At 48.9% G+C, this 13221-nt stretch carries 10 protein-coding genes; 7 read left to right on the forward strand and 3 right to left on the reverse strand.

All coding sequences use genetic code 11. The features are described from left to right. Positions 1-77 precede the first annotated feature (77 nt). Entirely contained in the window at positions 78-1583 is a 1506-nt protein-coding gene (locus GV64_RS18990; protein WP_020581366.1) for a discoidin domain-containing protein, read from the reverse strand. A 135-nt stretch (positions 1584-1718) separates the two neighbouring features. After that, a complete protein-coding gene (locus tag GV64_RS18995; RefSeq protein ID WP_020581367.1) occupies positions 1719-3227 on the reverse strand; it encodes an NTP/NDP exchange transporter in 1509 nt (502 codons plus the stop codon). A gap of 179 nt (positions 3228-3406) precedes the next feature. Between GV64_RS18995 and GV64_RS19000 the strand changes: the two genes are divergently transcribed. From GV64_RS19000 to GV64_RS19030, 7 genes are read left to right on the forward strand one after another with little or no spacing between them, the layout of a single operon-like run. After that, positions 3407-3790 (forward strand): MerR family transcriptional regulator, encoded by a 384-nt coding sequence (locus GV64_RS19000; RefSeq protein WP_020581368.1) that lies wholly within the window; start codon positions 3407-3409, stop codon positions 3788-3790. A gap of 59 nt (positions 3791-3849) precedes the next feature. Beyond that, on the forward strand, positions 3850-5019 hold the full coding sequence (locus GV64_RS19005; protein ID WP_020581369.1) for an isovaleryl-CoA dehydrogenase: 1170 nt from the start codon (positions 3850-3852) through the stop codon (positions 5017-5019). Positions 5020-5036: 17 nt separating this feature from the next. Further along, complete coding sequence (locus tag GV64_RS19010) at positions 5037-6656, forward strand: carboxyl transferase domain-containing protein (protein ID WP_020581370.1); 1620 nt, start codon at positions 5037-5039, stop codon at positions 6654-6656. Between the two features lie 21 nt (positions 6657-6677). Then, a complete protein-coding gene (locus GV64_RS19015; protein ID WP_020581371.1) occupies positions 6678-7541 on the forward strand; it encodes an enoyl-CoA hydratase/isomerase family protein in 864 nt (287 codons plus the stop codon). Continuing rightward, the gene (locus GV64_RS19020) at positions 7534-9531 is read left to right on the forward strand and encodes an ATP-binding protein (RefSeq protein WP_020581372.1); all 1998 of its coding nucleotides are present in this window, start codon (positions 7534-7536) and stop codon (positions 9529-9531) included. The genes GV64_RS19015 and GV64_RS19020 overlap by 8 nt, the downstream gene beginning before the upstream one ends. A gap of 31 nt (positions 9532-9562) precedes the next feature. Then, complete coding sequence (locus GV64_RS19025; protein WP_020581373.1) at positions 9563-10501, forward strand: hydroxymethylglutaryl-CoA lyase; 939 nt, start codon at positions 9563-9565, stop codon at positions 10499-10501. A gap of 57 nt (positions 10502-10558) precedes the next feature. Then, positions 10559-12502 carry an acetoacetate--CoA ligase gene (locus tag GV64_RS19030; protein WP_020581374.1) on the forward strand — a complete coding sequence of 648 codons (1944 nt, stop codon included), beginning with the start codon at positions 10559-10561 and terminating at the stop codon, positions 12500-12502. Here GV64_RS19030 and GV64_RS19035 read toward each other — a convergent pair whose 3' ends face one another. Beyond that, the gene (locus GV64_RS19035; protein WP_020581375.1) at positions 12503-13216 is read right to left on the reverse strand and encodes a glutathione S-transferase N-terminal domain-containing protein; all 714 of its coding nucleotides are present in this window, start codon (positions 13214-13216) and stop codon (positions 12503-12505) included. Positions 13217-13221 lie beyond the last annotated feature (5 nt).

Here is a 13221-nt window from a genome sequence, read left to right on the forward strand (position 1 = left end):
TTATTTAGCAACCAAACTCACCACCCACAACGGCATTTGTGAATGGTTCCCAGGGGGCCTCCAACACGCGGCCTTGATTAATTCAGCCTCCACCGTGAAGCAAACTCAAGAAAGTTGGCCATAATTGGTCCCGACTGGTTATAAGGAACAACAGCTGCCGGATGGAACTGGGTTGAGTAGACTGGACGATTCACATTATGCATGGCCTGGATATAGGAAGATCTGGCCATCACAGCGAAATCCTGGTGTTCCTTGATAAACTCATCACTCACTGACCAGCTGTGTATCTCAACCGCCTGAAAAGGGTTTGGGACATTGTCAAAAATCGGGTTACTGGTGAACGGTGGCTGAATAGTCACTTTATCGACTGGCAACCCCTGGTTTTTCCTGAATATTGTGTCATCAAACCATTCCATCCAGTGTGCGAATGAGATGCCATACGCCATGGCAAAAAATTCATTGCCTGCGCACATGCCCATCATGGGAATATCGCGGACTTCCCTCATCACTTGATATTCACCATAGTATTCAAACATAGGCAGATACTGCCAGTCTGCATTGTTTCCACTGAACATAATGGCCATTGGTTTATGTTTCAGTTTCTTCAGCACATCCAGTGAGAATTCGTAATGCGGAACCAATACCGTTTTAAACCCTTTACTCTTTACAAAATCACTAAGCTGCGTATATGTAAAACCATTCATCTGGTTACCAACAAGAAGTACATATTTCCCTTCAGGCACATCTGGAATTGAAGGAGAGCCTTTGGTGTAAGGAATGATGGTGTTGATCTGAGCCTGGAGAGCATTCTGCTTATTGATCAGTAAACGGAAATAGCGAGCTGTGACCGGTTTAAAATCAATAATATTACGATAAGTATCATTACCCACCACTTTGGCATCTCTAATGTCTTTCCAGCTGACTCGATCATCACTGTACTGCCATTGGAAGTCCACCAGCCACCCGGCAGCGGCCGTTATACTGCGGGTTGACAGCATCCAGAAACGACTTAGAGCTGTCTTTTTCCCAAGATCCAGTACTACCCAGCTATTTTTTTCCCCTATCCCCAGGGGTGAATTGTTCCAGAAAGTCAGCTGTCCCTGATCGTCCCAGTCAATGATGTTTTTCGGGTTCTCTCCAGAAGACACTTCGATGGATTTAACCGGTACTCTTAGATGCCCACTGAATGTTCTGGATCCCTGGTAATCCATAACAAAACGACTGACCGCCCATGGACTGACTGCCTTTTTATTAAGGGTACGAACCCGCCAGTAATAACGACCATCTTTCAATCTATTTTCCGGCTTAACACGCACCTGAGCAAAATACGGATTTAGTTGCCTGATATTTTTATAGTGGGCAACCACATTCCTGAACGTCTCATCACTGGCAATTTGCAGTTCATAATGCCACTTGGGGTCATGACCACTGACAGAGAACGTCATCACCGGCCTGGGGTTAGTTAATACCATGTCCCACTGCGGGTTATTGTTTTGCCTGGGTGATGGCAGTTCGCTGATGGATAGCGCAATTACAGGCATGAGCAGTAGCCAAAGTGCAAGAAAAGGACGCAGAAGAAGCATAATGAGACTCTTGGGAAAGGAAGCATGAAGGAATGCAGAGAGAAGGGATGATCATTTCGGTCTGAAATCAGTTAGAAGTTAGCATATATTGCTGCGCCCACAAGTTCAGGTTTCGCAACGGCAAGCCGCTGCTTTTTATTCGACATCACTGTGTTGTTTTGCCAGGTGCCTGAACCGCGTACCTAGCGATTTAGCCGATGTTATCCAGACAATAAAGAAACCCAGAACAATAACAGCCACATAAGGTGTTATGGCTGAAAGAGAGCCAAAGATAACCAGCAAGACCTGTTGAATCAGCGAGCCGGTAGACTTGCCCAAAGGGTTACCAATAACGTCTACGGCTGCCTTGCCTTTCACTTTCTTCTCAGGGTCCAGAGGGATATAACTCATCTCTTTGGTGGGGTCGAATAAAGAATACTTGGTGGATTTACTGAGAATATTTTGCAGCGCTCCTATAACAACAGTCATCATTAAGGGCGACATTCCCAAGATAAACCAGCCATTGGGTACGCTATCCCGGAACAGAACAAAGCTGAAAAACAAACAGCCCGTGGTTAAAAGCACAGCCGGTGTACAGAGTGCCGCCACGGTCCAGCCAAATCGTCGAATGACATTATTAGTCACGAAAAGCATCATGAAGATAGTAAAAATCCCGGTACAGGTAGAAAACAGACCCATAAACTGATTGTATTCATTCGGTGATGGGTACTGCATTCGCAACTGATTCTTCCAGGTTACCTCCACCATATTGATACAAACTCCATAACAGATAACCAGCATCGCTATACAAAGCAAGTACCTTGAGCTGAGAATCAGATGCAGACTGTCTTTTATGGAAAGGCTCAACTTTTCCAGCTTTGACTCTGCGGTATTATCCGCCTGATAAAGCTTGGGGTCGGTTACAACAAAGCGGTTAATCCACCAGTACACCAGCATAATTAGCAGACCGGCAATGGTTATTACTCCGGTCATGATATTGAGGGAGTACCCCCAGGAGTCAGTTCCTTCAGGTAATGTTTCCCGTGCCTGAGAGGCGTAATAGACAAAAAAACCAGCGGTTGGTAACGCCAGGTTTCCCATCATTCCAAAGAGTGCATAAAACCGTTTTGACTCGGATATCTGGGTAATATGATTGGCAAACCCCCAGAATAGGAGTGAGAGGCAAACACTTCCCCAAAGCTCAGACATCACATAGAAAAGGGAGAAGGTCCAGTTACGCAGAACGGCGATAAACCCTTTAAACCCCAGAGGCAGAACGGTTTCCAGATAGTCAGCCAGCTGATCGGCATGAAGAACATCCCGACAGGGGTACAAAACAAAAGAAAACAGGCAGAAAAAAAGGATGAACCCCGAAATGATAAAATAGAAAAGCATATTGCGACGAAGCACGTTGCTCAACTTTGCGTAGGAAATAGTAAAAAGAATGGCAAAAGGGACATTCACCCATAACTTCAGAAACGGGATAATTTCTGCTCCCGAACCATGACCGGTAATCACCAGTGTATCTTTAGTATCCCTGAGAATGGTGTAAACAAACAAAACCAGATAAAACATCAGGATCATGGGAATCACCTTTTTCAACTCATAGCCATGAACAGGCCAGAGTCTGGCTCTCCACACACTGAACGGATGATTATCTTGCATGGGCTTCCCATTGGGACGAGTGATTCATGATTCTGCTTATAGATAGCCAGTAAACCGGTAAAGTTCCATGCGGTGAGCTCTTTGAGCCGCTTTACGTTTACGTAAAGGGAATCTATACTCAAGTCATAATAAGAAAATGAAGCGTCTACAAACGCGCTTTAAATAAAGAGCACAGAACAATGTCCGAGACCACGTTCACAATTTCAGAACTCGCCCGGGAGTTCGACCTCACCCCCAGGGCGATACGCTTTTATGAAGACCAGGGGCTACTCAGCCCCAGCCGCAATGGCCTGCAGCGCATTTACTCCAAGAAGGACCGCGTACACCTCAAGCTCATTGTCCGGGGCAAGCGTCTTGGCTTAAGTCTTGCTGAATCCAGAGATCTGATTGAGCTGTATGACCCGACTTCCCGAAATAAAAAGCAGCTCCAGGCAATGCTGGATGCCATTGACACGTCCAGTACGCGTCTTGAGCAACAGCTCAAAGACATTCAAATGATGCGGGATGAACTTTTCGAAGCCAGAACGCGTTGCCTTAAAGCCTTGCAGGAAAACGAGAGTTAAATCGTCTCTTTTACATAAAACTCATACGGTAATAAGAATAAAAAAGTGAGGAAGCACCAATGAGTCAATACTCAGAGCTGAATTTCAACCTTGGAGAGACCAACGACATGCTCAGAGAGCAGGTCAGGCAATTTGCTGAAAAAGAGATTGCGCCAAGGGCAATGGAGATCGACCAGACTAACCAGTTCCCTATGGATCTCTGGCAGAAAATGGGTGATATGGGCTTATTGGGTATCACCGTATCGGAACAGTACGGCGGCTCAGAAATGGGATACCTCGCCCATGTCATCGCCATGGAAGAAATCAGTCGGGCTTCTGCTTCCGTTGGACTCAGCTACGGTGCCCACTCCAACCTTTGTGTAAACCAGATTTTCCGGATGGGCACCGATGCTCAGAAAGAAAAATACCTGCCTGACCTTATCAGTGGTCAGGCCGTTGGCGCGCTGGCCATGAGTGAACCGGGAGCGGGCTCAGATGTGGTCAGCATGAAGCTTAAAGCCGAAAAGAAAAGCGATCGCTATATCCTGAACGGAAACAAAATGTGGATCACAAATGGCCCTGATGCATCCACCTACGTTATCTATGCCAAGACGGAGCCTGAAAAAAAATCCCGCGGCATAACCGCATTTATTGTTGAAAGGGATTTCCCGGGATTCTCCAGAGCTCAAAAGCTGGACAAACTGGGAATGCGGGGTTCAAACACCTGCGAACTGGTCTTTGAGGACTGTGAAGTACCGGCAGAGAACATTCTGGGCAACCTGAATGGCGGTGTTGAAGTTCTGATGAGTGGACTGGACTACGAGCGTGTGGTTCTTTCAGGAGGCCCTACCGGCATCATGCAGGCCTGTCTGGATGTGGTTCTGCCCTACATTCACGACCGCAAGCAGTTTGGTCAGTCCATCGGTGAGTTTCAGCTGATTCAGGGTAAAGTTGCCGACATGTACACCCAGATGAATGCCTGCAAAGCATACCTCTATGCCGTTGCAGCAGCCTGTGACCGTGGTGAAACAACCCGTAAGGATGCAGCAGGCGTCATCCTCTACTGCGCCGAAAGAGCGACCACTCTGGCACTGGATGCCATTCAGATACTCGGCGGCAATGGCTATATCAATGACTACCCAACCGGACGCCTGCTAAGAGACGCAAAACTGTATGAGATTGGTGCCGGCACATCTGAAATCCGTCGTATGCTGATCGGTCGTGAGCTGTTTCAGGAAACAGGACATTAAACTAAGGGGAGCTGGTCATGGTTGCACTTACCACAACAATAGCCATAGACAGTGCAGAATTTAATGACAACCGTCGTCAAATGCAGGCACTGGTTGATGAGCTGCAGCAGAAGTCTGATCACCTGAAACAGGGAGGCCCTGAAAAAGCCCGCGAAAAGCACATCGGCAAAGGGAAGCTTCTGGCCAGAGATAGAATTGCCATGTTGCTGGATCCTGGCTCCCCCTTTCTGGAAGTCGGACTGTTTGCCGCAGACAAGGTCTATAACGAAGAAGTGCCCTGTGCAGGCGTAGTTGCCGGCGTTGGTCAGGTTTCAGGTCGCGAGTGCATGATTGTCGCTAACGATGCCACAGTGAAAGGTGGCAGCTACTTTCCACTCACCGTTAAAAAACATTTAAGAGCCCAGACCATCGCAGAGCAGAATCAACTTCCCTGCATCTACCTGGTGGACTCCGGTGGCGCCAACCTGCCCAGGCAGGATGAAGTGTTTCCTGATCGGGAGCACTTTGGCCGAATTTTCTTTAACCAGGCCAATATGTCCGCCAGGGGCATTCCACAGATTGCTGCGGTGATGGGTTCCTGCACCGCCGGCGGCGCTTATGTCCCTGCCATGGCCGATGAAAGCATTATTGTCCGCCGTCAGGGCACCATTTTTCTTGCCGGCCCTCCCCTGGTTAAAGCGGCCACTGGTGAAGAGATTACCGCGGAAGCTCTGGGCGGTGCGGACGTTCATTGTCGTAAGTCCGGCGTGGCAGACCATTATGCCAATGATGATGCCCATGCCATCAGCCTGATTCGTCAATCGGTATCCCGACTCAACTCGGTTAAGCTCTCTATTGAAAAGCGCCAATACGACCTTCAGCCAGGTGTTGAGCCACTGTATGACATCAGAGAGCTCTATGGGGTTGTCCCTTCCGACTTGAGACAACCCTATGATGTAAGGGAAGTGATAGCCCGCATTGTTGATGGTTCCGATTTTGATGAGTTCAAGGCACTGTTTGGTGAGACGCTGGTGTGTGGTTTTGCCCGTATTCATGGACACCCGGTCGGGATTCTTGCCAACAATGGCATTCTCTTTTCCGAATCTGCCCAGAAAGGTGCTCACTTCATTGAACTGTGCTGTCAGCGCAAAATACCACTGGTATTCCTCCAGAATACCACCGGTTATATGGTGGGATCTCAGGCAGAGTCAGGGGGAATAGCCCGTCATGGCGCCAAAATGGTCAACGCCGTTGCCTGTGCCAGAGTTCCCAAGTTCACGGTGATTATTGGCGGCAGTTTTGGTGCCGGTAATTATGGCATGTGCGGAAGAGCTTATGATCCCCGGTTTCTCTGGAGCTGGCCCAATGCACGTATTTCCGTGATGGGTGCAGAACAGGCTGCCAACGTACTGGTTCAGGTCAAACGTGACGCTATGGAAAAGCAGGGTCAGGCATTAAGTGAAGAGGAAGCCCAGGCCATTCGTCAGCCCATTCTTGAGAACTACGACCATCAGGGCAACCCTTACTATGCCAGTGCACGACTCTGGGATGATGGTGTGATTGACCCTGCTGATACCCGTAACGTCCTTGGGCTTGGTCTTTCCGCAGCAATGAATGCGCCCATTGAAGACACCCGCTTTGGCATATTCAGGATGTAAGTCTGAAGAGTACTCATCACAATGAACTACAAAAACCTGATACTCGATATAGAAACACTCAGTGGGCAGTCCAGCAAGATCGCTACGCTCTGCCTTAACCGCCCTGAAACCGGTAATGCGCTGAATGAAGCACTGATTGCAGAAATGCATCAGGCTTTTGATCAGATTGAGCAGACGCCCACACGCCTTCTGATACTCAAGGCCAATGGGAAACATTTCTGTACCGGTGCTGACCTCAACTGGATGAAACAGTCAAAAGCACTGAGCAAAGAAGAAAATCATCAGGATGCCCGGCAACTGGCCGGATTGATTCAACGGCTGGACCAGTTTCCTGCCCCCACCATAGCCGTGATTCAGGGAGCTGCGTTTGGTGGTGCCCTGGGATTGATCTCCGCCTGTGATATTGCCATCGCCAGTAAATCCGCAAAGTTCTGCCTGAGCGAAGTCAAACTTGGGCTCATTCCCGCTGTAATAAGTCCTTACGTGGTTCGAGCCATTGGAGCCCGCCAGGCAAGACGCTATTTTCTCAGTGCCGAAACCATCTCATCCAAACAGGCACTTCGCCTGAACCTGATTCATGAGCGGTGTAAAGAGCAGGATTTATCGTCAACGGTCGAGACGCTTTGCCATCAAATCCTCCAGAACGCACCGGTTGCGATGGCAGAGGCCAAACAACTAATCGATGACGTCAGTAATCAGCCAATTGATGAAAACCTGATTGACCTGACCTGCGACCGAATCGCCAGCATTCGCACGTCACCGGAAGGTCAGGAAGGTTTGAGCGCCTTTCTGGAAAAGCGGACTCCTGGATGGAGAGAGCCATCAGCGGATAAAAAGCCGTCAGCAAATAGAAAGCCATCAACAGGGGAGCAACACCATGATTAAACGCCTGCTGATTGCCAACCGTGGGGAAATCGCCTGCCGAATTATCAAAACAGCCCATACCATGGGCTTTGAAACCATTGCCCTCTACTCCGATGCAGACCATCGGGCCCTCCATACGACGATGGCCACGAAAGCTGTCTATGCGGGCCCTAGCCCTGCTCTGGAAAGTTATCTGGATATTGAAAACATATTATCCATCGCGGAACATGAAAAGGTGGATGCCATTCACCCGGGCTATGGCTTCCTGTCAGAAAATGCCGGCTTTGCCAAAGCCTGTCAGCAAAAGGGCATTATCTTCGTAGGCCCTCCTGCTTCGGCCATCGATGCCATGGGGTCGAAAAGTGAAGCCAAAAAAATCATGGCAGAGGCTGGGGTACCTCTGGTTCCCGGATACCACGGCGATAACCAGAGTAACGAAAGTCTGATGGCTGAAGCCGAGCACATTGGTTATCCCCTGCTGATCAAGGCTGCTTTTGGTGGTGGCGGTAAAGGGATGCGTGTTGTCGACAGTTCAGAGAACTTGAAACAACAACTGGAGTCCGCAAGGCGTGAAGCAGAAAAAGCCTTTGGCAATGACAAACTGCTCCTTGAACGTTTTGTTACGAAAGCACGGCATGTCGAAGTTCAGATTTTCTTTGATCAACTGGGTCATGGTGTTTTTCTGTTTGACAGAGACTGCTCTCTGCAGCGCCGACATCAAAAAGTGATCGAAGAGGCGCCCGCTCCCGGACTGACTCCCGAACTGCGCGAAGCCATGGGTAATGCTGCAGTAGCCGCTGGAAAAGCCATCGGTTATCAAGGGGCTGGTACCGTAGAGTTTCTGCTGGATGGTGATCAATTCTACTTTATGGAGATGAACACCAGACTCCAGGTTGAGCACCCGGTAACAGAGATGGTCACTGATCTTGATCTGGTTGAATGGCAGTTAAAAGTAGCGTCTGGAGAGCCTCTCCCATCGGACCAGGAGTCGTTACACTGCCATGGCCATGCGATTGAAGCCCGGTTGTATGCAGAAAATCCAAGGCAGGATTTTCTGCCCACCTCTGGACGTATTCTTGCCCTGGAATGGCCAGAAACCCACGGTAACCTGCGTATTGATACCGGAATTCAGGCCGGTGACAGCATCACCGCCTGGTATGATCCCATGATGGCAAAAATTATTGCCAGAGGCTCCAGTCGAAAAGCAGCAATAGAACAGCTTCAGACGGCGCTGGCCCAGTATTATCAGGCGGGGATCTGCGATAACCGGGATTTTCTGGCCCATCTGCTGGCAACTCCTGAGTTTATTGAAGCAAAACTCAGCACAGACTTTATTGATCATCACCCATTCCCTCCTGTATCAGTGGAGCAACAACACCAGCTGTTAGCGGTTGCAGCTATATATCAGTTTGAAACCCGGGCAGCCCAAAAACCGGTTAGCGATGCTTTATTTCAGCAGTCACCTGGCTCGAACTTATCTGTAGAGTCCCTGATACAGCTCTACCTTGATGATCAAAGCTGGCAAGTTCGAGTTAGCAGGCAAAAGGCTGGCTACCAGCTCTCGTTTGCTGGACAAGACTTGTTTGTCACCGCAGATTGGCAGGAAGAGCCACAGGGCATGTCCTGCTCACTGGGAATCAGCGTTACTGATCACACTAAAAACAGTTCGCCTTCTGATAATCCGCTGAGTTGCAGAGTGATTCCTCTCCCTGGAGAAAGACTGAAAATCATTCTTCCGGATGTCAGCCATGAAGTTGCACTTCCTGGCCATCCCATGGAACATGAAGAAGATCAGGATAATGTTCCTCTTGCCCCCATGAGCGGCTCAATCACCTGCGTGATGGTAAACGAGGGTCAGTCTGTGGAACAGGGAACCCCTCTTCTCATGATGGAAGCCATGAAGATGGAACACTGCATCACAGCAAAAGAGCCCGGAACCGTTGAGCGGATACTTTATAAGGAAGGTGACCAGGTTGCCGCAGGTTCTCCATTACTGACGTTCATCGAATAAGCTATAAAAACAAGAAAAGTGGAGCAAAAGGATGTCCAGTGACACAGCCAATTCACAGCGACTGCCAGACAGGGTCACGCTCGTTGAGATGGGGGCCAGAGACGGGCTGCAGAATCAGCCAGAGATACTCTCTGCTGAGATTCGCTCAGAGCTGATCAACCATCTTGCCAGAACCGGCCTGCAGCGTATTGAAGCGGGTAGCTTTGTGTCGCCCAACGCGGTTCCTCAAATGGCAGAGTCCCATAAAGTCTTCAGCCTGCTTCATCGACAACCAGGAGTCACCTATGGTGCCCTGACCCCAAACCTTAAAGGTTTTGAGGCGGCTCTGACCGCTGGCGCTGATGAAGTGGCCGTATTTGCTTCCGCCTCAGAAGGGTTCAGTCAGAAAAACATCAACTGCTCAATCGCCGAAAGCCTGCAGCGTTTTTATCCTGTCATGGAAGCCGCAGAAAAACACGGTTTGAAAGTCAGAGGCTATGTCTCCTGTGTCATGGGCTGTCCCTATGATGGTGATATCCACCCTGCCGCTGTTGCAGAGGTTGCCGGGCAACTCTGGCAGATGGGCTGTTATGAAATTTCCCTTGGAGACACCATCGGTGTCGGTACGCCCCTCAAAGCCAAAAAGGTTCTGGAACACACTTCCAGAACGATTCCCATCTCATCACTGGCTGCCCACTTTCACAATACCTATGGACAGGCGCTTGCCAATGTTTTTGCACTGCTCGAAGAAGGGCTTGCAGTCATTGATAGCTCTGTTGCCGGCCTGGGAGGATGCCCTTATGCCCCCGGAGCATCAGGCAACCTGGCCACAGAAGATGTGGTCTATATGCTGCATGGGATGGGAATAAAAACCGGGGTAAATATGGAGGAACTGCTAAAAGCAGCTACATTCATTTGTGACCAATTGGGCATACCCTCAAGATCAAACGCCGGGTTTGCATTAAGCAGTTTGATTCATCCTTCGGGGTGAGTCAGAAAATCACTAATCAATAAGGCTCTCCATTAGAGCATCCAGAAGAGAAGGCTTATGTCAGCACTGTGGATACCGGATCAAAAAACAATAACATCATCCAATCTTCAGGCATTCATCAACCGCGTTAAAGAAGTCACAGGTTTGCCGCTGGAGGATTATTCAGATCTTTATCACTGGAGTCTCCAAGACCGTCAGGAATTCTGGCAGTTATTAATAGAATTCTATCCGATAAAATTTCACACCCAGCCCTCCTCCACTTTAATAAACGACAGCATGCCGGGAGCTCAATGGTTTCCGGACTCAACGCTAAACTACGCAGAACACCTCCTGAAAAGAAGAGACAATAAAACAGCCCTTATTTTCAAAAGTGAGAATGGCAGTCGGAGAACCCTGAGTTATCAGGAACTGTATCAGTCGGTTGCTGCAGTCCAGCAGGGATTGATTCAAGCGGGCATCAAAAAAGGTGATCGTGTAGCCGCTTTTATGCCCAATTGCCCGGAAACCATTATTCTGATGCTGGCCACGACAGCGCTTGGGGCAATCTGGTCATCCTGCTCTCCAGATTTTGGTATTCAGGGCGTTCTGGACCGTTTCGGACAGATTGAACCCAGACTACTGCTCACCGTAGACGGTTACTTTTACGGTGGTAAAACCATCAACTGCATGGAAAAAATAGAGCGGATTCAGCAAAAAATCCCCTCTCTGGAAACGACCGTCGTTGTGCCTTTTGCCAACCTTGAACCGAATATCGAGCCGCTCAACAATGCGGTGCTCTGGCCTGATTTCTGCCAACCATCGAATGACCCGTTGAGCATCGTTCCTGTCGAGTTTAATCATCCGTTGTTCATTATGTACTCTTCAGGTACAACAGGCGTTCCCAAATGCATCGTACATGGTCACGGTGGCACTCTGCTGCAACACCTCAAAGAGCTTGGCCTGCATACAGACCTGAAAGAGCAGGACACAATTTTCTACTTTACGACCTGTGGCTGGATGATGTGGAACTGGCTCGTTTCGTCACTGGCCATTGGGGCTACCGTGGTTTTATTCGACGGTTCTCCTTTTTATCCGGAACCATCAACTCTGATGGATATGGCAGAGGAGGAAAAGGTTTCAATATTTGGCACCAGTGCTAAATACATTGCCGCCCTTCAGAAAGCCGGTGTAAAACCAGCCACCAGCCATAACCTGAAACACCTCAAAGCCATTTTATCAACAGGCTCCCCCCTGCTTCATGAAAGTTACGATTATGTCTTTCAGGATGTAAAGCCAGATGTTCGCCTTTCGTCCATCTCTGGAGGAACCGATATCATCTCCTGCTTTGCCTTAGGCTGCCCCATCCTTCCGGTATACCGGGGTGAGCTGCAATGTCGTGGGCTGGGTATGGATGTTCATTTTGTGGATACTGCAGGTACGTCACTGATCGAAGAAAAGGGTGAGCTGGTCTGCCAATCCAGTTTCCCATCAATGCCTGTTGGCTTCTGGAATGACCCGGATGGCAATAAGTATCACAATGCCTACTTTAATGAATTTGATGGCATCTGGGCTCATGGAGACTACGGTGAACTGACTCGACACGATGGGGTTATTATCCATGGTCGTGCAGATGCCGTACTGAATCCCGGAGGGGTACGCATTGGCACAGCAGAAATTTACCGCCAAGTTGAAAAAGTCGAAGAGGTTCTTGAAAGTATTGCTGTGGGGCAAGAGTGGGAGGACGACACACGCATTGTATTGTTTGTTCAACTACGGGACGGGATTACTCTCAATGATGGACTGATCGAGAAAATCAGCCACATCATTCGCAGCAATACAACGCCCCGGCATGTTCCGGCCAAAATTCTGCAGGTAACCGATATCCCAAGAACCATCAGCGGAAAGATTGTAGAATTAGCCGTTCGTGAAGTTATCCACAACCGTCCTGTGAAAAATACCGACGCTCTCGCTAACCCCAATGCTCTGCAGCTCTACAAAAACCGTCAGGAGCTGTCTTCCTGATTACAGTACCTCCGGGCTCAATTGATCCGCACGAGGAGCCTTTCCTGCCAGATGATTGAATAGTGCCAACATTCTCTGGCACCACATCTGGACAGGATCATCCTCTGCCAACAGCTGGAGTGCCGAGGTGCAATTCGCCCATTGGAATGTTCCAAACAGCAGGTAGTCTGCACCGCCAGGCTGATCTCCCCCCATGTAAGGCTGCCATTCAAGGGTCTTACGTATAGGCTCCAGCAACTCCCGAAAAGCCTGAATAGCTTCATCGGATGAATCTGAAAATGACTCGAGGGTCATGCCAAGACGCTGTTCTCTGGAAGTACGGAACCAGTCCTTATCTTTTTCATGGATACAGTTGAAGATATCCATAATCAGAATTTTAAATAAAGGCACGTGAACTGTTTTCTCCACCCAGAGCTTCAGGCTATAGGCAGACTCCTTTGCGGCTTCATTGATAAACAACGGTGGTTTGTCACTGTATGCTGTATCCAGGTAATTTAGTATGGTCCAGGAGTCATGAATAACCTGATCACCATCCACCAACACCGGTACTTTCTTTTGATTGCTGAAAGCAATCTGATCTTTTTCTGTAAACCTCCAGGGTTTGCAATCAACAATAAGCCCCTTATGGGCTAACGCCATCTTTACCCGCCAGCAGTATGGGCTAAAGCGCAACGCATCATTCTGACCAGCCAGATCGTATAAAGTCATCATCATTGTTA

Origin of the sequence: Endozoicomonas elysicola, assembly GCF_000710775.1 — a bacterium.
In the GTDB taxonomy this organism is placed as follows: Bacteria; Pseudomonadota; Gammaproteobacteria; order Pseudomonadales; family Endozoicomonadaceae; genus Endozoicomonas; species Endozoicomonas elysicola.